This is a genomic window from Alteromonas sp. ABH4_456 (assembly GCF_056160645.1).
Genome location: NZ_JBSWXO010000020.1, coordinates 18,063 through 39,215 on the forward strand (window position 1 = coordinate 18,063; position 21,153 = coordinate 39,215).

Annotated in this window: 20 protein-coding genes; 14 read left to right on the plus strand and 6 right to left on the minus strand. The window is 49.3% G+C overall.

The window, feature by feature from the left end:
* The first annotated feature begins 224 nt into the window (after positions 1-224).
* Positions 225-683 (plus strand): hypothetical protein, encoded by a 459-nt coding sequence (locus ACXAG2_RS20240; RefSeq protein WP_474869994.1) that lies wholly within the window; start codon positions 225-227, stop codon positions 681-683.
* Positions 684-696: 13 nt separating this feature from the next.
* Complete coding sequence (gene mutM / locus ACXAG2_RS20245; RefSeq protein WP_474869996.1) at positions 697-1,506, plus strand: bifunctional DNA-formamidopyrimidine glycosylase/DNA-(apurinic or apyrimidinic site) lyase; 810 nt, start codon at positions 697-699, stop codon at positions 1,504-1,506.
* Positions 1,507-1,595: 89 nt separating this feature from the next.
* On the opposite strand, the gene coaD is transcribed toward mutM, so the two are convergent.
* A complete protein-coding gene (coaD, locus tag ACXAG2_RS20250) occupies positions 1,596-2,081 on the minus strand; it encodes a pantetheine-phosphate adenylyltransferase (RefSeq protein WP_119499466.1) in 486 nt (161 codons plus the stop codon).
* 58 nt (positions 2,082-2,139) lie between these two features.
* A complete protein-coding gene (locus tag ACXAG2_RS20255; protein ID WP_303573157.1) occupies positions 2,140-2,853 on the minus strand; it encodes a 3-deoxy-D-manno-octulosonic acid kinase in 714 nt (237 codons plus the stop codon).
* A gap of 93 nt (positions 2,854-2,946) precedes the next feature.
* Here ACXAG2_RS20255 and ACXAG2_RS20260 point away from each other — a divergent pair, with 93 nt between their 5' ends.
* The 8 genes from ACXAG2_RS20260 (at position 2,947) to glpG (ending at position 11,749) form a co-directional block, all read left to right on the plus strand.
* Positions 2,947-3,948, plus strand: coding sequence for a glycosyltransferase family 9 protein (locus tag ACXAG2_RS20260; RefSeq protein WP_474870046.1), 1,002 nt, complete (start codon positions 2,947-2,949; stop codon positions 3,946-3,948).
* Positions 3,949-4,130: 182 nt separating this feature from the next.
* Positions 4,131-4,538 (plus strand): hypothetical protein, encoded by a 408-nt coding sequence (locus tag ACXAG2_RS20265; RefSeq protein ID WP_474869999.1) that lies wholly within the window; start codon positions 4,131-4,133, stop codon positions 4,536-4,538.
* Positions 4,535-5,716: a hypothetical protein gene (locus tag ACXAG2_RS20270; protein WP_474870001.1), complete on the plus strand. Its 1,182-nt coding sequence runs from the start codon at positions 4,535-4,537 to the stop codon at positions 5,714-5,716. Before ACXAG2_RS20265 ends, ACXAG2_RS20270 begins: the two co-directional genes overlap by 4 nt.
* Before the next feature lies 1 nt (position 5,717).
* Positions 5,718-8,195, plus strand: coding sequence for a putative bifunctional diguanylate cyclase/phosphodiesterase (locus ACXAG2_RS20275; RefSeq protein ID WP_474870004.1), 2,478 nt, complete (start codon positions 5,718-5,720; stop codon positions 8,193-8,195).
* A gap of 145 nt (positions 8,196-8,340) precedes the next feature.
* A complete protein-coding gene (locus ACXAG2_RS20280; protein ID WP_474870006.1) occupies positions 8,341-9,534 on the plus strand; it encodes a glycine C-acetyltransferase in 1,194 nt (397 codons plus the stop codon).
* Complete coding sequence (gene tdh / locus ACXAG2_RS20285) at positions 9,534-10,556, plus strand: L-threonine 3-dehydrogenase (protein ID WP_119499472.1); 1,023 nt, start codon at positions 9,534-9,536, stop codon at positions 10,554-10,556. Before ACXAG2_RS20280 ends, tdh begins: the two co-directional genes overlap by 1 nt.
* 9 nt (positions 10,557-10,565) lie before the next feature.
* On the plus strand, positions 10,566-10,877 hold the full coding sequence (gene glpE / locus ACXAG2_RS20290) for a thiosulfate sulfurtransferase GlpE (protein ID WP_474870008.1): 312 nt from the start codon (positions 10,566-10,568) through the stop codon (positions 10,875-10,877).
* A 2-nt stretch (positions 10,878-10,879) separates the two neighbouring features.
* Entirely contained in the window at positions 10,880-11,749 is an 870-nt protein-coding gene (gene glpG, locus ACXAG2_RS20295; protein WP_474870011.1) for a rhomboid family intramembrane serine protease GlpG, read from the plus strand.
* Here glpG and ACXAG2_RS20300 read toward each other — a convergent pair.
* The gene (locus tag ACXAG2_RS20300) at positions 11,740-12,153 is read right to left on the minus strand and encodes a flagellar basal body-associated protein FliL (RefSeq protein WP_442858435.1); all 414 of its coding nucleotides are present in this window, start codon (positions 12,151-12,153) and stop codon (positions 11,740-11,742) included. The two genes, glpG and ACXAG2_RS20300, sit on opposite strands and share 10 nt — an antisense overlap.
* A gap of 165 nt (positions 12,154-12,318) precedes the next feature.
* Between ACXAG2_RS20300 and ACXAG2_RS20305 the strand changes: the two genes are divergently transcribed.
* Both ACXAG2_RS20305 and ubiA read left to right on the plus strand, forming a co-directional pair.
* The gene (locus ACXAG2_RS20305) at positions 12,319-12,870 is read left to right on the plus strand and encodes a chorismate--pyruvate lyase family protein (RefSeq protein WP_474870013.1); all 552 of its coding nucleotides are present in this window, start codon (positions 12,319-12,321) and stop codon (positions 12,868-12,870) included.
* A gap of 2 nt (positions 12,871-12,872) precedes the next feature.
* Positions 12,873-13,754: a 4-hydroxybenzoate octaprenyltransferase gene (gene ubiA, locus ACXAG2_RS20310; RefSeq protein WP_474844121.1), complete on the plus strand. Its 882-nt coding sequence runs from the start codon at positions 12,873-12,875 to the stop codon at positions 13,752-13,754.
* Between the two features lie 31 nt (positions 13,755-13,785).
* Here the strand turns inward: ubiA and ubiK are convergent, their stop codons facing one another.
* The gene (gene ubiK, locus ACXAG2_RS20315; protein WP_119499477.1) at positions 13,786-14,040 is read right to left on the minus strand and encodes a ubiquinone biosynthesis accessory factor UbiK; all 255 of its coding nucleotides are present in this window, start codon (positions 14,038-14,040) and stop codon (positions 13,786-13,788) included.
* A 119-nt stretch (positions 14,041-14,159) separates the two neighbouring features.
* Here ubiK and rep point away from each other — a divergent pair, with 119 nt between their 5' ends.
* Positions 14,160-16,175, plus strand: coding sequence for a DNA helicase Rep (gene rep, locus ACXAG2_RS20320; RefSeq protein ID WP_474870015.1), 2,016 nt, complete (start codon positions 14,160-14,162; stop codon positions 16,173-16,175).
* Between the two features lie 9 nt (positions 16,176-16,184).
* Here rep and ACXAG2_RS20325 read toward each other — a convergent pair whose 3' ends face one another.
* A complete protein-coding gene (locus ACXAG2_RS20325) occupies positions 16,185-18,782 on the minus strand; it encodes a sensor domain-containing phosphodiesterase (RefSeq protein ID WP_474870018.1) in 2,598 nt (865 codons plus the stop codon).
* Between the two features lie 181 nt (positions 18,783-18,963).
* Complete coding sequence (locus tag ACXAG2_RS20330) at positions 18,964-19,362, minus strand: c-type cytochrome (protein WP_474870020.1); 399 nt, start codon at positions 19,360-19,362, stop codon at positions 18,964-18,966.
* A gap of 425 nt (positions 19,363-19,787) precedes the next feature.
* Here ACXAG2_RS20330 and ACXAG2_RS20335 point away from each other — a divergent pair, with 425 nt between their 5' ends.
* Positions 19,788-21,152: an O-antigen ligase family protein gene (locus tag ACXAG2_RS20335; RefSeq protein ID WP_474870022.1), complete on the plus strand. Its 1,365-nt coding sequence runs from the start codon at positions 19,788-19,790 to the stop codon at positions 21,150-21,152.
* The last annotated feature ends 1 nt before the right edge of the window (position 21,153 follow it).

Sequence of the window (21,153 nt, forward strand, 5' to 3'; positions counted from 1 at the left end):
CACCGGACTTGGCGGGCTTCAGAAACGAAAATAGCTACCTGTGTCACTGGGCGTTCAGAAACACGGCGTAAACCCATCCATGGGGCCCCGGCTGCCGCATCCCTGCGGCAGACGGTTTCTGAACGCCCACTGACTCCGGTTTTACGCTATTTTCGTTTCTGAATTTGCGTAGACTCCGGTATTGACCATTATCCTGATAAAAGTAACTTCAAAACTGAGAAAATATGGCTTTTCTTTCACAGCGCGGTATGAACAACGTAGTGATATTTTCTATGTTGCTGATGATTGCCTTGTTCAATCTGGATACATTTCTGCCATCGGCAAAAGCGCCCGCCGTGGTGCCCCTGATCCCGCAAGACGCTTATGTATTAAAAATAGAGCAGGGGCAGAGCCAGCTGGTCAGAAACGGACAAGGTTGGCGGCAGGTGTCTCCGGACCCGGAGATTGTCACTACTCCCGCGCAGCAAATCAGCGCCTGGCGTTCAGCAACGTTGAAGCCTGAAGAAATGTCGGCGGAGCCGCAAACTGAACCTCTGGTAGCAGTGGTGTGGCTGGCTGGCCAGTCTGACGGCCTTGTGTTTGCTTTTTATCCCCAACAAGATAAAACGCTGGTGAAAACAGAGAATGCCTGGTACCGGCTGAGTGATGCTACACTCACCGGTTTACTACCCTGGGATCAATAGGAAGTAATGTTCTATGCCTGAATTACCTGAAGTTGAGGTAAGCCGCCTCGGCATTTCGCCCTGGCTGATGAATCAGACAATCAGCAAAATCATTGTGCGTGATAAGCGGCTTCGCTGGCCTGTTCCGGATGATATTTTTAAAGCTGAGGGCTGTGAGATCCGTAACATCCGCAGACGGGCGAAATATTTATTGATAGATACCGGCAACGGAGAGATTGTGCTGCATCTGGGCATGTCCGGGAAATTACGTGTGATTGACGCCACGCATCCGCCGGTTAAGCACGACCATATCGACATTGTGCTCAAAAGCGGTAAATGCTTGCGTTTTAACGATCCCAGACGCTTCGGAGCCTGTTTATGGCAGCCAACAGGTGAGATGCATAAACTGCTTCTGAAACTGGGGCCTGAGCCGCTTACAGACGATTTTGATGCGCAACGGCTGGTGGAACTGGCCAAAGGGAAAAAGAGCCCGGTGAAAACTTTCATCATGGATAATGACGTGGTGGTGGGAGTCGGGAATATCTATGCCAATGAAGCGCTGTTTATGTCGGGTATCGACCCGCGTCGTGCAGCCGGACGGGTAAGTGCGAAACGATATGTTCTGCTGACAGCCGCTATTAAAGAAGTGCTGGCAAAAGCCATTGAACAGGGCGGTACCACACTGAAAGATTTTGCTCAGAGCGACGGTAATCCGGGCTATTTCGCCCAGCATTTAAGAGTCTATGGCCGTGCCGGAAAGGACTGTGAAGTGTGTGGCAGTGAAATCAAAAGCGTGGTGATTGGACAGCGCAATACCTTTTACTGTCCGGAGTGCCAGAAATAGCTTTCATAGAGAAATACGGCGTAAATCCATCCAACGTGTTCTGACTGCCGCATCTCTGCGGCAGACGGTTCATCACATTTAGCCAGCCATCACTTACCGTGGAAGCGCTGCTTCAGCGCTTCTTCCACGACAGGATGACAAAAGTCAGTCACTTTACCCTTATGCAAAGCCACTTCTTTGACAAGTGTGGATGAGATAAACGAGTTTTCTTCTGCCGGGGTCAGAAACACGCTTTCTAATTTCGGATTCAGGCGGCGGTTCATATTCGCCAGTTGAAATTCGTACTCGAAGTCCGACACCGCCCGCAAACCACGGATAAGTATCGTAGCGTTAATTTCATCCGCGAACGCGGCAAGCAGTCCGGTAAAGCCACGCACTTCTACGTTAGGTAAGTCTCTGGTGACTTCACGAATCATCTCCACCCGTTCTTCCAGCGAGAAAAGTGGCTTTTTGCTGGGGTTTGACGCAATAGCCACAATGACATGTGAAAACATTTGGGAAGCACGCTCGATTAAATCTGCATGCCCGTTTGTTATCGGGTCAAAAGTGCCCGGGTAAATGGCTCGTGTGTGCATAGTGTGTCTTCTTTTCTGTAGAGATAACGAAATTACCTGTCTGCGGGCTGACTTTCAATCACACAGATTGCAAGCCCTCAAGAAAGGCATTCCAGTCGCTTTGCTGCCAGTGAAATCCGGCATGCTTATTTTTTTCTTTAACCAGTGAGCGTAAAAAACGCGCCACGTTTCGGGTTTTCCATTTATCGCCGGCGCGGAAGTCACAGCGATCAAAATCAATGATCCAGATTTCTTCCCGACTATCTATCATCACGTTTCTCACATTCAAATCGTGATGGTACACACCGGCACGGTGCATTCTGGCTACGGCAACACCTGTAGCAAACCATTTATCTTCCGGTAACGGTTGGCGGCATAGCACAGCATGCAGATCCTGACTTTCAGGAATCATTGCGGTAATTAAATCCCCCCGGTATACCAGACCACTACGCTGTACATGTGCTGCCACCGGGCGGGGTACGTTCAAACCCTGGTCCCGCATGGCTGACAGCAAACGAAGTTCTTTAAAGGGACGTGTTGCCTCAAGTCCGCCAAACACATACTGGTCGTCAAGCAATTTGCCCGGTAATCCGCCGCGACGATAATGGCGCAGCACAAGCGCATCTCCATCTACGTCCAGAAATAACGTGGTCCCCCGGCCTTTCGCCTGACCGGTAACAGCACCTTTTTCCTGCCACCATTGCGGGTCAAACCACTGCGGTGTAATTTGCGGATATTCATCTGCGCAGATCAGGATATGGTGACTGCCTGCTGACACTTGTTTTATCGCCATGCTACATCGTTAATGTGGTAAATTGGTCATTGTAATGAAAATTTCACAGTTTTCAGCTTTAGAGGTGGGTCCTTGAAGAAAAAGATTTGTTTGATGAGGTTGTCTGCTATTGGCGATGTCTGCCACGCGGCGGCGTTAGTCCATCGGATAAAACAACACTGGCCGGATGCAGAGTTAACCTGGGTCATCGGAAAAATTGAATATGAGCTGATGAAAATGTTGCCGGACGTCCGTTTTATCGTGTTCGATAAAAAGCAGGGCAAACAGGCCGTTAATACCCTGCGCGAAGCCGTTAGCGGAGAATATTTTGATGCATTGCTGATGATGCAGGTGGCACTAAGAGCGAATCTGGCATCAAGGGTTATCAAAGCCCGTGAGAGGATCGGCTTCGACTGGGCCAGAAGCAAAGAGCTTCACTGGCTGTTTGCTAATAAAAGGGTCAAAGCGAGGCAGCATGCGCATGTTTTGGACGGCTTCATGGATTTCGGCGATGCACTTGGTCTGCCTCCTGCCGGAAAGCCTGAGTGGGATTTACCCTTGCCTGAAAGTGCTTTTGAATTTGCCGCGGAACTGGCAGAAGAATATGGCCGTTTTGCGGTAATCAGCCCTGCCGCAAGCAAAGCTGAACGAAACTGGTTACCTGAGCGCTATGCGGCGGTTGCTGACCACCTGCATGAAAAAGGCATTCCGGTGATACTGTGCGGTGGCCCCGGGCCGGTTGACCGTCAACTTGCCGATGCCATTTTACGTTGCACCAGCCATATCGCCCGAGACCTGGTTGGTAAAACTTCATTGCACGATATGCTGGCCGTCCTTGAGCAGGCATCATTGGTGATCGCACCGGATACCGGCCCTGCGCATATGGCAACGATGGCCGGCACTCCGGTTATCGGTTTATACGCACACTCTAATCCCCGCCGGACCGGCCCGTACAATGATTTACAGCACGTCGTGTCAGTTTACGATGAGTGTATTAAAGAGCAAACCGGCAAATCCTGGGAATCACTGCCTTGGGGAACAAGAGCAAAAGGACCGGACTTGATGTCCCGTATTTCAACGGCCAGCGTTATTCAAATGGTTGACCAGTTGCTGTAGATTTATTGGCCATTTTGTATGAATGTGATTTTCCTCAAAAAAAATCATGCAAAATGGCCAGAACCCTCTACACTGTATATACGCAAAATTCTATCAGACACGTTTCTTTAAGGATGAGGTGTCATTTGCTCATTTTCTTCCGCCAGGACGTTGCGACCAGACAGGGTCCCCCGCTGCTACGGATGCTTGTAGCCTGCATTATCCTGTGTCTCACTTTCTCAGCCCATGCTTCTGAAGCGGCAGTGATTCTGAATAAAAATATTCAGCAACATCAACTTACCCGCAGTGAAGTGCGCGATATTTTTTCAGCCCGCAAACAGTACTGGCCCGACGGCACAAAAATTACGGTGTATGTACTGGAATCAAATTCAGATGCTCACCGGGACTTTTGCCGGCAAGTGCTGAAAATGTTTCCCTATCAGCTGGAAAGGCTGTGGAATCAAATCATTTATTCCGGTCAGGGAGAGCGGCCTCAGACTCTCGCTACTCAAACTGAAGTGCTGGAAGCCGTAGCCAGCACGCCGGGCGCCGTCGGCTATGCGTATCAGGGGACCTGGTCGCAGGACGTCAGGGAGGTTACCGTACCATGAAGTCTTTTCCTGCAATTTTTGTACTTTTCTTTTCCGCACTGGTCGCCGGGGAGTGCCTGGCTGAAGATGCGTTCAGCTGGCACGGGTTTCTCTCTCAGGGAATAAGCCAGTCAATCGACAGCGACTTTATCCATGAAGATGATGAAATCAGCTTTGACCTCACTGAGTTGGGTATAAACATGCGCTACGACATGAACGCCTCCCTTGCTGTGGTCGGGCAGGCTGTTTATCTGAATGGCGGTAATCGCTATGAGCGCGGTGCCAGAATTGATTATTTGTTTGTCGACTGGCGTTTGCCCGATATGGAAAACTGGACCGCAAATATCAACCTGGGCCGTTTTAAAAGTCCGCACTGGTTATATTCCGCCACCCGGGATGTACCGCAAACCCGTTCTACTATCATTCTGCCGCAATCCATTTATTTCGATAATTTCCGTGATGTAGCGCTGGGCAGTGATGGAGTGTTACTGCAATTGTACCGCTCCTCTGACGAGGGAAATCTGAAGATTAACTGGAGTTACGGCAGTTCCCCCATGAGCAGCTATCAGACAAAAGCGTTGCTGGGCGAATTTGCGCAGGGAGAATTGAAGCAGGATTATGCCCATCAGTTCAGCGTGTTCTGGCAGCCGCCGTCACTGGACTGGCAACTGGGCGCCAGCTGGCTGGATTCCGACTTCACTTACCATCCATCAGCCAATGAAAACCTGTTCGGGGGCGGAAGGACTGTCAGGTTATATACGTTGTCTGCGGTTTACTATGCGGAAAACTGGGAGTTTAATGCAGAGCTGCAGCGTAATCACAGTCGTGATTTCGGCGGCTATTCACCAGCCTTCTTTGATGAAAATAAAGGGGAAGGGGGATACGCCCAGATCCGTTACATGCTCAATTCTCAGTTTACCCTGACGCTGGGATACGACATGTATGTCTCCGACCGCAATGACCGTGATGGTGAAAAGCTTGAAGCGGCAACCGGTGGTGTCATTCCTGCTTATTTTGGCTATGAGAAAACCGCTACGGTAGGTGTTCAGTGGGATCCAAGGCCCAACTGGCGTATCCAGGCCGAACACCACTGGGTAAACGGAGCCGGCCGGCTGACAAGCATTCCCGGCCCTCAGAATACACCAGACATAGCCGAGTACTGGCGAATGTGGGCAGTACAGGTTATGTACTGGTTCTGATATGAAAGTTAAAGTATCGGTTACCACCAAATTACTGAGCATTGTTGTTGCAATGATGCTTACTGTAACAGTCGCTATCGCGGTAATGCTGATTGCGCAGTCTCAAAGCAATATCGAGCAGCAGCACAAAGACTTCCAGCTTAAAAATCAGCGTCAGATGGCATGGATGGACGAGTTGTTTACCGTACGGCTGCTGGTCTGGGTGGAAACTTTCTCCCGCTGGGGCCATACCGAAACCTTGTCAGAGCAGGAATTACTTAACGCTTTGAAAGAGTCTGAGGATGCGCTGAATGTCAGCCTGCAAATCAGTGATATGTGGCTGTTCAATGCAGACGGTAAGCTGATAACCGGCAACCGTGACAAGATGCCCGCGTTCATACCGGAAATGGAACAACATACCCGGGATCAAATTCGCCCGCAGAACCGGTTTGATTGTCGTGAGATGTGTTACCGATACGTGACCGCACCCATCATGACAGAAGATCAACAAATCGCGGTGCTGGTGCTCAGTTCCAGCTTCGGTGAACTTCTGGCAGCACTTTCCCAGTTCTCCAGCGCTTATAAAATTGCCATTGTGCGCTACGAAGGATACAGCGCTGACAATATTGATTTAAAAATTGTCAGTCAGTTGTCGAATCAGAATCAACAAATCGTCAATACTGTACTGGCAGCGACACCTTCTGATGCCACCACTGAAGGGATGGTTGAACGGGGCGTGCTGGTCAAACAGGATAAGAAACGCTTGCTGGTGAGCCTGTTGCCTATGTCTGAACAGGATTACTACATTCTGTTTATCCGCGATATTACGGCGGTTGTTGAGTCGGTGAACACCTACCAGAACATGGTTATTGGTACAGCCATCACACTTTTCTTTCTCTTTACTATTTTGCTGCTGTTACTGATCCACCAATATAAAACCAAGTTGCTTCAGCTGGTGGAGCGGCTGCCGTTACTGGCAGAACACAGGTATCAGGAGTTTTCCCATGGCAGTAGTTTTCGCCGTCAATGGAAAGACAAGCTGTTCCCGGATGAACTCGATTTGCTGGAAGAAACAGCGCACAACCTTGCTGAACGGCTGGAAGAACAGGATTCAAAGATTGCAGCTTCGAACGCCCAGCTTGAAAACATGGCCATGTTCGATGGCCTGACAGGCCTGCCAAACCGCACAATGATGACCTTTCAGATTGAAAAACACATTGTGAACGCCACCCGTGATCAGGGGCTGGCAGCGGTGTTATTTCTCGACCTGGATGATTTTAAAAAGGTCAATGACAGTCACGGCCATGATGTCGGCGACAAATTAATTCATGCTGCTTCTGAGCGTATAGCCAATGCTGTGGGTGAACACGACCTGGTCGGGCGCTTTGGCGGAGATGAGTTTGTTATTTTACTCAGCAAAGTTCGTGATAAAAGCGAAGTGGAAGCGGTGGCGAAATCAGTGATTAACGTGTTTTCGCGGCCTATTCAGGTAGATTCCCTGCCGTTTTACGTTTCTACCAGTATTGGTGTTGCCATCACTAATCAGCCCGAAACAACGGCAATGGAGCTGTTGCGGCATGCTGACATTGCCATGTATGAAGCCAAAGCACTGAAAGGTGCTTCTTTCAAACTTTACGATGCATCGATGAATATTAAGGTCATGCGTAAAGTTGAGCTCGAACGGGAAGCAAGGGTTGCGCTTAGAGAGAATCAGTTCAGTCTGGCATTGCAGCCTCAAATCAGTATTGATACTTTCCGGCTGGAGGGTTTTGAAGCACTTATCCGCTGGTATCATCCGGTAAAAGGATATATTTCCCCGGGAGAATTCATTCCCATGCTGGAAAATACGCCGTTTATGCTGGAACTGGATTACTGGGTACTCACCCGTTCTTTGCGTATTCTCAATGAGCTGAATATAAGCGGTTACAGTGAACTGAAAATGGCAATTAATATCTCTGCTGCACAGTTTTCAGACATCACACTGCCCAATTTTCTGGCCCAGCAACTGGCGCTCTATGAACTGGCTCCGGATAAAGTGGAGCTGGAGCTGACAGAAACCGCGCTGGTGTCTGATATGGATTCCGCCATTGATGTGTGCAAAGCCTTGCAGGATATGGGGTGTCTGGTGGCCATCGATGACTTCGGCACCGGTTATTCGTCGTTGAGTTACCTGAAATCCCTGCCGGTAGATTACGTAAAAATCGATCAGTCGTTTATCAGCGGCATGCTGGATAATCCGGAAGATGCCAATATTGTGGAATCTACCATTGCCCTCGTCAGGAGTCTGGGAAGAACCGTGATAGCTGAAGGGGTGGAAACGCCGGAACAACTGGGCAAACTGGGTGAGTTTTACTGTCATCAGGCCCAGGGTTATTTAATCAGCCCGCCCATTCCTGAAGCGCAACTCTGGGAGCGGCTTGAGAAAAACGTCAAAGACGGCTGCTGGCAAAATGTGGATAAACGCAATGCCGGCGGTTCTCAACATCAGTTTGAGTTTTGATCTCAGAAATAGTCCGCAAATGCCGGGCAAAGGTGTGCGAAAAAATTTACACTCCCCGTCTACAGCTTTGAACCCTTGATACAGCAAGGCTGTACCCATCAATACCCAACCATTAGAATACGCGTTTTCGACGACGGAGAGAAACATGTCACAGTCATTTATCACGCATTTGCGTGAGCAGATAGAAGAAGTAAAACAAGAAGGTCTGTACAAAAATGAGCGGGTTATTACATCACAGCAGCAAGCTGACATTGCCGTCGACGATGGCAGTGAAGTCATTAACTTTTGCGCGAACAATTATTTAGGTCTGGCCAATCATCCGGATCTGGTATCGGCAGCCAAAGAAGGCCTGGACAGTCATGGTTTTGGTATGGCGTCGGTGCGCTTTATCTGCGGTACGCAGGATATTCACAAACAACTGGAAGGGAAAATCAGCGATTTTCTGGGAACCGAAGACACCATTTTGTACCCGTCCTGTTTTGATGCCAATGGCGGCTTATTTGAAACTTTATTCGGGCCGGAAGATGCGATCATTTCTGATGCACTGAATCACGCCAGCATCATCGACGGTGTGCGCTTATCCAAAGCAAAACGTTACCGCTATGCGAATAACGATATGGACGCGCTGGAAGCGCAACTGAAGCAGGCCGTTGCTGACGGCGCACGGTTTAAAATTATCGCCACCGACGGTGTGTTTTCCATGGACGGCGTTATCGCCAACCTGAAAGGCGTGTGCGACCTGGCAGACAAATACGATGCGATGGTGATGGTTGATGACTGTCACGCTACCGGTTTTCTTGGCGAAAATGGCCGTGGCAGCCATGAATACTGTGACGTAATTGGCCGCATTGACATCATTACCGGCACGCTGGGTAAAGCCCTTGGCGGAGCATCGGGCGGTTACACCTCCGGCAAGAAAGAAATTGTTGAATGGTTACGTCAGCGCTCACGTCCGTACCTGTTTTCTAATTCCGTTGCGCCTCCCATCGTATCTGCCTCACTGAAAGTGTTCGATATGATGGCTGACGGTCATGCACTGCGTGAGCAACTGTGGAAGAACGCGGTGCATTTCCGTACGCGCATGGAAGAAGCGGGCTTTACTCTGGCGGGTAAAGATCACGCCATCATTCCGGTTATGTTAGGTGATGCCCGTCTGGCCAGTGAAATGGCTGAAAAAATGCTGGCGAAAGGTATTTATGTTGTGGGCTTCTCTTATCCCGTCGTACCGAAAGGTCAGGCCCGTATCCGCACGCAAATGTCAGCCGGTCACACCATTGAGCATGTAGATACAGCTGTCGATGCGTTTATCGAAGTGGGTAAAGAGTTAGGAGTTATCTGATGAAGTCACTGGTAAAAGCGCACCGCGAACCCGGGATCTGGATGCAGGATACGGCAGAGCCGGAAGTGGGTCACAACGATCTGCTGATCAAAATTCGTAAAACCGCTATCTGCGGTACCGACATGCATATTTATAACTGGGATGAGTGGTCTCAGAAAACCATCCCTGTACCCATGGTCGTTGGTCATGAGTATGTGGGTGAAGTTGTGGGCATGGGTCAGGAAGTGGCCGGTTTCAAAATTGGTGACAGAGTGTCCGGTGAAGGCCATATCACCTGCGGGCATTGCCGTAACTGCCGTGCCGGGCGTCGTCATCTGTGCCGGAATACCGAAGGGGTTGGTGTTAACCGGGCCGGTGCTTTTGCAGAATATCTGGTGATTCCGGCGTTCAACGCATTCCGCATTCCTGACAATATCAGCGATGATATGGCGTCAATTTTCGACCCGTTCGGTAACGCTGTGCATACCGCATTGTCCTTTGATCTGGTCGGTGAAGATGTGCTGATTACCGGTGCCGGTCCTATCGGTATTATGGCTGCGGCAGTCGCGAAGCATGTTGGTGCACGTCATGTGGTGATCACTGACTTAAATCCGTACCGTCTTGAACTGGCCGAAAAAATGGGGGCAACCCGTGCGGTCAACGTGGGGACCACCTCATTAAAAGATGTCATGAATGAACTGGGCATGACCGAAGGCTTCGATGTGGGCCTTGAGATGTCCGGTGTTCCCGCTGCTTTCCGTGACATGTTAGATAAGATGAATAATGGCGGAAAGGTTGCTATGCTGGGGATCCCGCCAACTGATGTGGCGGTAGACTGGAATCAGGTGATTTTCAAAGGCTTAACCATCAAAGGTATTTACGGCCGTGAAATGTTTGAAACCTGGTACAAAATGGCCAGTCTGTTACAAAGTGGTCTGGATATTTCTCCTGTTATTACCCATCAGTACAGTATCGACGATTTTCAGAAAGGGTTCGATACCATGGGGTCAGGGCAGTCCGGAAAAGTTATTCTTAACTGGTAGTTATCAACAATGTCAGAATTTCAGCATATCAGCGTACAGGATGCAGCAGCCAGACTCGGCGAGTTTGCGGTTGTCGATATTCGTGATCCGCAATCTTTTGCAACAGGGCACATGCCTGATGCTCTTCATCTCAGTAATGACAATTTCGCTGAATTTCTGACAAACACCGCCAAAGATAAACCCGTGCTGGTGGTGTGCTATCACGGCGTCAGCAGCCAGCAGGCGGCTAACGTTATCTCGCAGCAGGGCTACGATTCCGTCTACAGTATGGACGGCGGCTTTGAAGCGTGGAAGCTCTCTCAGGATGTGGTGACAGCATAAACGTGAGTACACCGTTAATTGCTATTACCAATGAAAGTTACGCTCATCTGCTGGCGAATTATCTGACCAGCCAGCAGTTACCTTCTCAGGTTGCAGATTCTGAAAAAGAGGGTGAGTACATTATTGTACTCGCTGACGGCGGAGACATTAGCCGTGCGACTGCAATTTGCGAAGAGTTCATCCGTCAGCCAGGCCATCCTAAATATCAGCAGGCTGCCTGGGAAAACGGTGAGCACGTGGCATTACATCCTTCGAAGTCCGGTAATCTCAGCATCGGCAATTTGTTGTCGTGGGCTAAAACTGCGCCGTTTGCAGCCTCCGTTCTGTTCATCTGTACACTGGTTTATGCCTTATCCTGGCTCGGTTTCTTCGGCACTGTCAGTCAGTACCTGAAAATGCAACCTGTAGGCCAGTTGCTGCAAACCCATGAGTACTGGCGCCTGATTACGCCTGCATTCATACATTTCTCTGCATTACATTTTATTTTTAATTTGTTGTGGTGGAGTATGCTGGGCGCGCAGATTGAACGTACCTTTGGTTTCTCCATGTTGTTGCTGGTGTTTGTGGTCTCCGCGATAGCATCAAACCTCGCGCAGGCTGTGGTCAGTGGTCCTGCCTTCGGCGGTTTGTCCGGTGTGGTTTATGCCGTACTCGGATTCGTATGGTGGATTGGCTGGCTGAGACCATCCTGGGGATTATCTATTCCCAAAGCCATTGTTGGCTTTATGCTGGTGTGGCTGGTACTGGGCTATGCTGATGTGCTGTGGGTGAACATGGCCAACACCGCTCATACTGTCGGCCTCATCAGCGGTTGTTTGATGGCGGCGTTACTGGCACTGGGCTCAGGCCGCCGCAAACCGGCTCAGCTGTGATACAGATACTTGGTAAAGATGACGTCTTTTACAATGCTGGCGCCGGTCTCTTTACGCATATGATCCTGCAGCGCCTTTAAAATTGCCAGCCGGATGTCTTCCCGTCCGGTGAGCGATTTCACTTTATCTTCCGGTTGCTGCCCAAATATTTCGATGGCTGTCGCACGCAATAATGGCAGGTGATGCTCTGCAATATCGAGTACATCCACACTGTCTATCATTAATTCTACCGTGACCCGCACATAGCCAAGTTTCTTCGCGGAAGGACCAATGTAATTAGTAATAATGTCCGGCTCCAGGCTTAAATACCCGTAGTTCGGAGCATCCTGGGCATGGCTTGAAAAGCTCAGCAGGCTACAAAGTAATGACAACGCAGCGAATGCACGAAGAGATAACATTTTCATAGGCTATACAGAATTTCAGTCAGTTAACGCGTTACAAGTATGAGTGTAGTTTAGCAAACGCCGCAAAATAAACACCGCAATATAGGGTATCTTTGCACAGGACTTTGGGCTCAGTGCTATACCAATGCTAAGATAGGGCCGTTATCTTCAATGGTGTATTAGTCTTTGGAATTAGATCTAACCTTTCCCGCCGGTCTTGATGTTGCCTGGGAAGCTTCCAGTGCTGCTCAGGCTTTGCCGGTCTGTGCCCGTTCCTGGTTGCTGGACACCGGTTCACTGACCGACCGGATAGAATCTCTTACTGACAAATTTTCTCTGGCACTGGTGGGGGAAGGCAATGCGCCGCTTCATGATGCTGAATTATCTTGCCTCAGTGCTGTGGCGGCACCAGATGGTGACGGCAAATACATTGTTCGGGAAGTCCTCTTAATGAACGGCGGCACGCCCTGGGTGTTCGCCCGCTCGGTAATTCCGGTGGTGCTGATGGAAACTGAATTTAATCAGCTTGGCAGTCAGCCTTTGGGTAAGCGTTTATTTAATGATGACCGCTTCGTGCGCGGTGCCTTTGAGCTATGTAAAGTGGATAATTCATCTTTCGCCGGCGATACCGGAATCACGCTTTTGGGCCGGCGTTCCTGCTTTCATTACCGGCAGCATGCCCTGCTGGTTGCTGAACTGTTCTTACCTGAATCACCTGTTTATCAAACGGAACGTTAAACATGTCACTTGAATTGTCTTTTAGTAACTGGCGGGCGTACATGCAACTGACCCGCATGGACAAACCTATCGGTATTTATTTACTGTTATGGCCGACTATCTGGGCGCTGGTTATCGCTGCCGGTGGCCTGCCGGATTTAGGGATCTCGCTGATATTCATCGCCGGCGTGGTACTGATGCGTTCTGCCGGCTGTATCATCAACGACTACGCAGATAGGAAAGTAGATGGCAGTGTAAAGCGCACCAATCAACGTCCGCTGGTGGCGGGCACAGTAACTGAAAAAGAAGCCTTGCAGCTGTTTGCTTTGCTGGTCGGGATCTCGTTTTTACTGGTTTTACTGCTTAACTGGCAAACCATTGCATTGTCCGTGGTGGCCCTGTTACTTGCTGCCAGTTATCCGTTTATGAAGCGTTACACCCATATGCCACAAGCTGTGCTGGGCGCGGCATTCGGCTGGGGGATCCCCATGGTCTTTGCCGCCACACTGGGATATGTACCCATTGAAGGCTGGCTGCTGTTTATTGCTAATCTGGCATGGACCATCGCCTACGATACTTACTATGCCATGGTCGACCGTGACGATGATTTGATTGTCGGCATTAAATCGTCTGCCATTTTATTTGGTAAAAACGACCGTCTGATCATTGGTTTACTGCAACTGTTCACGTTGGGGGTTCTGGGAAGTATTGCGGTTTCACTGAATTACGGCTGGCCAGTGTACGTGGCGCTGGTAGCCTGTGCCGTTTTATTTGCTATTCAGTCTTACGAAACACGGGACCGCGGGCGGATGGCCTGCTTTAAAGCGTTTCTGGACAATCACTATGTCGGTTTAGTATTTGCTGTGGGGTTAATGGTCGACAGAATAGGCCTTAACGCATTGTAGGGTTAAGGCATATGTTGCAACGCCGGAGCACTTAAGCGTCCGGCGTGTTGTCTTCTTCAAGCTTAGCCAGACGGGCTTCCAGGGCTTCCAGTTTTTCACGGGTACGGATCAGTACCTGGCTTTGAATATCAAATTCTTCCCGCGTAACAAGGTCCAGTTTGCTTAACTGGGCCTGCAATACCTGCTTCACCCGTGCCTCGGCTCCTTCGGCCATGTTACGTACCCCGGGCGGTACAGCGTCTGAAATTTGTTTGGCGATTTCTTCGAGTTTTTTCGGATCAAGCATACTATTTCCTTTATAATGCGCGTCATCGCGACTATGTGTTTCGTATTCTAATTAGATGCCACGCACATGCAATTAAAAAACCGTCATTCTCTCAAACCGTTAGCTCGCTCCTTTTCATTATGAAGTTAAATGATGCACAACAATCTGCTGTGACGTACGTCTCCGGGCCTTGTCTGGTACTGGCTGGTGCCGGAAGCGGAAAGACGCGCGTAATCACCAATAAAATAGCTCACCTGGTGAGGGAATGCGATTTGCCGGCGCGGCAAATTGCCGCTGTGACCTTTACCAATAAGGCTGCGCGGGAAATGAAAGAGCGGGTAGGGCAGACTCTTGGCAAGCAGGAGGCCAGAGGCCTGAAAGTGTGTACGTTCCACACCCTGGGCCTGACCATCATCAAGGCCCATGTTAAAGAACTTGGACTCAAACCCGGCTTTTCATTATTTGACGATAAAGATTCCACAGCGCTACTGAATGACTTAACCGAAGACACTATCGACGGCGACAAAGATCAACTTCAGTTGCTGCAAAGCTGTATTTCAAACTGGAAGAATGACCTGTTATTACCCGATGCGCTGGCGAAAAAAGCCACCAGTGCCGGTGAACGGGAATTTGCAGAAGCTTACCGCCATTATCAAAATCACCTGCGGGCCTATAACGCGCTGGATTTTGATGATCTTATCCTGCTGCCTACCTTACTGCTTAAAACCAATGAGCAGGTCAGGTTAAAGTGGCAAAGTAAAATCCGCTACTTGCTGGTGGACGAATATCAGGATACCAACACCAGTCAGTATGAACTGGTTAAACTGCTGGTGGGAGAGCGGGCAAGGTTTACTGTGGTGGGTGACGACGATCAGTCAATTTATTCCTGGCGTGGTGCGCGTCCGCAGAATCTGCATTTGCTGCAAGAGGATTTCCCGAAACTGAATGTGATAAAGCTGCAACAGAATTACCGGTCTTCAGGCCGGATCCTGCATTGCGCCAACATTCTTATTCAGAATAACCCGCACCTGTTTGATAAAACCCTTTTCTCTGAGATGGGCTACGGCGAACCCTTGCGTGTTCTTTCGGCCAAGAACGAAGAACATGAAGCGGAAAGAGTCGTCGCCGAACTGATTGCGCATAAGTTTATGAACCGCACCCAGTACAAAGACTACGCGATTTTGTACCGTGGTAATCACCAGAGCCGCCTGTTCGAAAAGCTGCTGATGAGTAACCGTATTCCGTACCGTATTAACGGTGGCATGTCGTTCTTCGGCAGAACTGAAGTGAAAGACATCATGGCCTACCTGCGCTTGCTGGTGAATCAGGATGACGATAACGCCTTTTTGCGTGTTGTTAATACACCGAACCGGGGAATTGGCCGGGCAACACTTGAGAAGCTGGGGAATTTCGCTAACCAGGTCGGTATTTCGCTGTTTGCAGCTACCACACACTCAGGCCTTTCCGGCGTATTAGGTGAATCGGCTTACCAGCGTGTTGCCGGTTTTGGACGGTGGGTGGTGGAAACCTCTGATAATGTAGTGCGCGGTGACAGCAAAGCGGTATTAAGGGATATGATCCGCTCCATGCAGTACGAAGAGTTTCTGTATGAGCATAGTCCCAGTCCCAAAGCGGCTGAAATGGCCATGGCGAACGTCAGTACCCTGTTTGGTTGGGTGACTGATATGCTGGAAGGGTCTGATTTAGAGTCACCGATGACCATGCAGGAAGTGGTAAACCGTCTTATTTTGCGCGACATGATGGAGCGGGGCGAGGATGACGGCGAAGCCGACCAGGTGCAGCTGATGACACTGCACGCTTCTAAAGGTCTGGAGTTTCCGGTGGTGTTCCTGGTGGGAATGGAAGAAGGCTTACTGCCTCACCAGAGCAGTATTGATGAAGATAACGTGGAAGAAGAACGGCGCCTGGCTTATGTCGGGATCACCCGTGCCCAGCGCGAACTTATCTTCAGTCTGGCGAAAGAGCGCAGACAGTTCGGTGAAGTTATCAACCCCGAACCCAGCCGCTTCCTCTACGAACTGCCTGTAGATGACGTTGTGTGGGAAGAAAAGAAAGTGAAACCCTCAGCAGAACAGCGCAAAAAGACCAACGAAGCCGGACTTGCCAGCTTAAAAGCCATGTTAGGGAAGAATTAAAGCGCGTTGTTACGCGCGTTTCTGTCTTGCCACCGGTTCCGGGGTTGAAAGTATCTTGCCCTGGGCATAGTGACAATCAATTTCATTCAGGGCTTTAAGCTGAGCTCTGGCGTCGACGCCTTCGGCGATAACGTCGAATTTCAGATGTTCTGAAATCAGCATAACCGACTGAATCAGCTTCAGGTTCCGTTGTGACCGGGGGAGGGATTTCACGAATCTGTGGTCAACTTTGATGTAGTCGAAAGGATAGGCAAACAGGTAGCTCAGTGATGCCAGACCACTACCAAAGTTATCCAGCACCAGGGTGATGCCGGCCCGTTTCAGTTTCTTAATCGCAGGCAGGATAAACTGGGAACGCCGGTTTAAATCGTTTTCATCAAACTCAAAAACCAGCCTGTCAGGGGATACCTGGTATTCTTCTACTAACTGCAGAATTTTTGTGACCAGCGATGCCTGCAGCAGATGATTAATCGACACATTCACTGCAATCTTTTCGATGCCGGCAGGTGCTTCCGCTTCATTGTTCAGCAATTCACAGGCTTTACGGAGCTGGAATAAATCAAGGTCGAGTGTCAGGCCGCTTTGCTCTGCCACTTCCCGGAAATGCTTACGGTTAACTTTTCCGTGTCTTGAATGCTCCCAGCGCACGTAAAGTTCATGATAAAACGCGCTGTCGTTCCGCAAATCCATCACCGGTTGCAGATAACAGTCGAACTCCTCCCGGCGCAGAGCAAGACGGAACTCGTTTTCCAGCTCAAGTTCCTCAATCAGGCGGTCGCGCATGGATTTATCGAACATCACAAAACGGCCACGACCCAGCGTTTTGGCCTGGTACATAGCTGCATCTGCATCCCGCAGCACTTCATCAGCGGCGCGGTAGTATGACTCAAGATGAGCTATTCCCACGCTCGCGCCGGAATACATCTCCTTGCCATCAAGAAGGAAAGGTTTAGAAATCGCATCAATGATACGGGTTGCTACGTCTTCAGCGGCGGCAGCATCTTCAAAGTTATCCAGCAATACCACAAATTCATCACCGCCAAGGCGGGCAAGCAGATCGTGTCCGCGGACACACAAAGCGATACGGCGGCTGACTTCGATAAGGAATTCGTCGCCGGCATGATGGCCGAGGGTATCGTTAATGGTTTTGAAGCGATCTAAGTCGATAAACAACACTGCAAACAGGTTTTCAGGGTAGCGCTGCTTGTTGGCAACGGCCAGCTCAAGCCGGCTGGTGAACATCGTGCGGTTGGGTAAATCGGTGAGACTGTCATGATGCGCGTCATGGATCAGTTTAAGTTCTATTTCTTTTCGTTCTTCAATCTGCTGTTTCAGGAAGGAATTGATCTTATCAAGTTCCCGGGTGCGTTCTCTGACCTTTTCCTCAAGCAGTGCATTGTATTGCTGAATCGCGTCGGTATTCCGCTTTCTGCCAATTGCTGCTGCAATGTGATGGGAGACAAAGCGCAGCAATTCGAGATCTTTAGCCGTGTATTTAGCCAGCTTACCGTAAGTCTGAATGCCTATAACGCCGGAAATCTTTCCGTCTACCACCAACGGGGAACCAAGCCAGGAGTTCGCACTTTTCAGCATTCGCTGGGCAGCTGCCACATCCAGTTCGCCTGCCTGAGTCAGTTCCAGGACCCGTGGCGGGTTGATAAGCTCCGTCTGGCCGGTACGTAAAACGAATTCTGATAAGCCCAGTCCCAGCGGCCGGCGTTCAATAGTATCTTCGGTGGTGTCGCTGAAGTAGGGGAAGTCGAGGTATTCTCCGGTTTCATCCAGCGTGGCAATGTAACAGTTAGGAGCAGTGATCAGGCGGGCCAGTATTTTGTGTATGCTGGCGTAGAAGGCATCCATATCGCCTTCCAGGTTCGCCGATAACTCTGAAATTTCATACAACGCCTGTTGCAGGGTTTCTATTTTCTGGCGTTCAAGAATTTCTTCCTGTAACTCGTCATTGATTTTTCGAAGTTGCCGCGTTCTGTCCCGAATGGTGCGTTCAGTGAGTTCGCGGCTTTTTACCCGGTCTACCGCATTCACAATGTGCTGGGAGACAAACAACAACACTTCCAGATCTTCATCTGTATAGAACATTGTGTCGTCGTAAGTTTGCACCACCATTGCGCCGATAACCTGCGAGCCACGCTTTAGCGGTACACCGAGAAACTGATGGGGAACAGCGCCAACAATGCTCACCCCAGTTTCACGGGTGAAGGCTTCCTGATTATCTTTTTCAAGAAATACATGACGGCCGGTACGCAGAATGTGACCGGTGATCCCGTCCATTAACGATTCTGCCGGGATTTGTCTGATAGTTTGCTCGTCGAATTCATCGACAAAATAAACAAAGTTAACGAGGTTTGCGTCTTTTTCGTAGAAGGCAACGAAGAAATTATCCGCATTCATGAAGTCACCAATGATTTCATGGATAGCCGGATAGAGGCGGTTTAGATTGCTGACGGAACTTGCCAGTTCGGCAATATCGAAAAGCGCTTTCTGTACGCGCTCAGACCGTTTGTACTTGTCCGTAAGTTGTTGCAGCTGCGGTATGAGTTCGCGAAGCTCTTCCTCTGACAACTCGTACTGCGTTGACTCTGAAGACATCCTGATTAGCCGGTTATTATTCTGTTTAGTGCCCGCTAATAAATTAACCGATTTGTATGAAAAATGCTACTTATTGACGTTAATCTGAGGGAGTTTGTCAGGAACTGGCGGGGAAGTGTATGAATATTAATACCCTGCAGTCAAAATGCTTATTATGAATGCAGGGTAAAGTATTTGTTAATTAAATGCCTTCGATCATGAACTCGATGGCTGCTTTAATCTCGTCATCACTACAATTGGCACAGGTACCTTTGGGTGGCATAGCGTTAATACCATTCAAAGCATTCTGCCATACGCCGTCCAGCCCACGCTCATCCAGGCGGGGTTGCCAGTCTGCAGCATTGTGCAAACGCGGCGCGCCTAAAACACCCGAACCATGGCAGGCGACACACGCGCCATTGTAAACATCCTCACCGGAACGGGCGGCAGATGCGCTGGCGCCTGCAGCCGCTGCACCTGCGATGTTCAGTTCACCGTAAGGCTTTGTTCTTTCTTTTATTGCTTCGTCTGTCATTTCCTGTGCATGGGCGGTGGTGAGCCCCAAAGCAACAGTCATCGCTATCAATGCTTTTACTTTCACATCTGTCTCCGGCAACGGTCTTATTAGCAGTAATTGCCTGATTATAGCGGTTAAAAAGTCCCCGACAACATTTTGCTCACAAATACCTGGAAAAAGTGGGTGAAATATTCTTAAACCTGATTTCGGTCATGAAAACGTCAGATTCATGAAGACGTTAGCTGAAGCTTTAGGGTTTTGAGTATGTCGTGCGTGTCCGGATGAAATAATTCCGATCCTTTAAGCGAAGATATCGTAATGCATACGGTGGTGCGAATGCGTTACCGCCGAGTTAGTTGAATACCGCTTGAATACTGTTTATTCTGCGTGTTTTAAGCGCGAAATGTTGTATAACCCGGTACGGAAGTTATGAATTATTGGATGAATGGCACGGATGCTGAAAGTGGGCACACTCTTCAGGGTAAGTGTTCGTCACAGGGTGTGAATTTGTGAGCGGGCAGCAGGCCATACCAAAAGCGCACTCCGCGCATAAATTGAAGCCGATCGATCACGCGGCGACTTCTCCGTTTGGTTTCTTTTTGTTGTGTTTATACACGGCACTGGTGTTTATTCGTCCTCACGAATGGCCAGTATTTGAAACCCAGGTACCGGTTTTGCGTACCTTTCTGATAATTACTTTTATTGCCTATCTGACAACGTTAAGCCCTAAACGCTGGAATACGCAAGCTACATTGCTTGTCTTACTGTTTTTCTCGATGCTGCTTTCAGAAGCAAGGGCTGGCAGGTTTTTTAGTGACTTAGGCTATGTGATTGAGTGGGTGACATCGAACATCATTCCTTTCGTGCTTTTCCTTGGCTTTCTGGTCTCATTGCAGCGACAGAGAATTGTTTTAATGATCTCGTTAGCTGCGTGCATGGTCATGGTGCATCAGTCTTACTCCCAAATTAATGATCCGTTGGGAATAGGGTGGGCTACATCGGCAGTGTTCCGTGGTGTCACAGAAGATCAAATGATGCAGGCCAGGTATGTCGGTATTTTTAATGATCCGAACGACATGGGTATGTTCTTTGTCATGAACCTGCCTGTAGCAGCCTATTTCCTGGTTAGCTCTAAGAGCAAGCTTTTAAAACTGGGCTCCTTAGCTGCGATGGCACTCTTGTTACTGGGAATTTTCTGGTCGGGCAGCCGGGGGTCTCTGGTCGGTGCCCTGGCCGTATTTGCAGCGTTTTTCTATCTCCGGTTTGGAAAAGTGAAATTTATGGTTATTTCTGCAATTTCACTTCCGGCTGTTGTTATTGTAATGAGTGCATTCAGAACTATTGGATTAGATGACAACAGTGTACAGGACCGTCTGACCGCCTGGTATGAAGGCGTTCAGATGATTAAGTTCAGACCAATATTTGGGTTTGGAAAGGACCGGTTCTTAGAGTACCACCCTAAAGTCGCGCATAACTCGTTCATTACCATAGCGTCGGAGCTTGGAATCACTGGCTATACGCTGTGGATGAGTTTTGTGATTTTCATATTTTTTATGTTGTACCGCATTGGAAAACTGCCTGATTTACCCGGCGCAGAGGGTGAAGATTTGAAGCAGGAGAAAACGCTGAGTATGTTTCTCTTCGTTTCAATGATTGGCTATTGCTCAACAGCGTTTTTCATAAGTAGAAGTTACATCATGTTCTTCTATATTTTCGCCGCTATTGTGGCGGTGTCTTATATTCGTATTCAAAAAAAGCACCCGCAGTTTAATTTGAAAATAACGGCGATGGACATTTTTAAAGTCTCCGCTCTCAGCGGATTCAGCTTATTGGCTCTGTACGCAGTCGTGCGTTACCTTCTTGGAATGAGATAAA

What these genes read in the sequence shown, in the direction of transcription:
- ACXAG2_RS20240 (WP_474869994.1), top strand. Translation starts at nt 225, where the DNA reads ATGGCTTTTCTTTCACAGCGCGGTATGAACAACGTAGTGATATTTTCT.
- mutM (WP_474869996.1), top strand. Translation starts at nt 697, where the DNA reads ATGCCTGAATTACCTGAAGTTGAGGTAAGCCGCCTCGGCATTTCGCCC.
- coaD (WP_119499466.1), bottom strand. Translation starts at nt 2,081, where the DNA reads ATGCACACACGAGCCATTTACCCGGGCACTTTTGACCCGATAACAAAC.
- ACXAG2_RS20255 (WP_303573157.1), bottom strand. Translation starts at nt 2,853, where the DNA reads ATGGCGATAAAACAAGTGTCAGCAGGCAGTCACCATATCCTGATCTGC.
- ACXAG2_RS20260 (WP_474870046.1), top strand. Translation starts at nt 2,947, where the DNA reads ATGAGGTTGTCTGCTATTGGCGATGTCTGCCACGCGGCGGCGTTAGTC.
- ACXAG2_RS20265 (WP_474869999.1), top strand. Translation starts at nt 4,131, where the DNA reads ATGCTTGTAGCCTGCATTATCCTGTGTCTCACTTTCTCAGCCCATGCT.
- ACXAG2_RS20270 (WP_474870001.1), top strand. Translation starts at nt 4,535, where the DNA reads ATGAAGTCTTTTCCTGCAATTTTTGTACTTTTCTTTTCCGCACTGGTC.
- ACXAG2_RS20275 (WP_474870004.1), top strand. Translation starts at nt 5,718, where the DNA reads ATGAAAGTTAAAGTATCGGTTACCACCAAATTACTGAGCATTGTTGTT.
- ACXAG2_RS20280 (WP_474870006.1), top strand. Translation starts at nt 8,341, where the DNA reads ATGTCACAGTCATTTATCACGCATTTGCGTGAGCAGATAGAAGAAGTA.
- tdh (WP_119499472.1), top strand. Translation starts at nt 9,534, where the DNA reads ATGAAGTCACTGGTAAAAGCGCACCGCGAACCCGGGATCTGGATGCAG.
- glpE (WP_474870008.1), top strand. Translation starts at nt 10,566, where the DNA reads ATGTCAGAATTTCAGCATATCAGCGTACAGGATGCAGCAGCCAGACTC.
- ACXAG2_RS20300 (WP_442858435.1), bottom strand. Translation starts at nt 12,153, where the DNA reads ATGAAAATGTTATCTCTTCGTGCATTCGCTGCGTTGTCATTACTTTGT.
- ubiA (WP_474844121.1), top strand. Translation starts at nt 12,873, where the DNA reads ATGTCACTTGAATTGTCTTTTAGTAACTGGCGGGCGTACATGCAACTG.
- ubiK (WP_119499477.1), bottom strand. Translation starts at nt 14,040, where the DNA reads ATGCTTGATCCGAAAAAACTCGAAGAAATCGCCAAACAAATTTCAGAC.
- rep (WP_474870015.1), top strand. Translation starts at nt 14,160, where the DNA reads ATGAAGTTAAATGATGCACAACAATCTGCTGTGACGTACGTCTCCGGG.
- ACXAG2_RS20325 (WP_474870018.1), bottom strand. Translation starts at nt 18,782, where the DNA reads ATGTCTTCAGAGTCAACGCAGTACGAGTTGTCAGAGGAAGAGCTTCGC.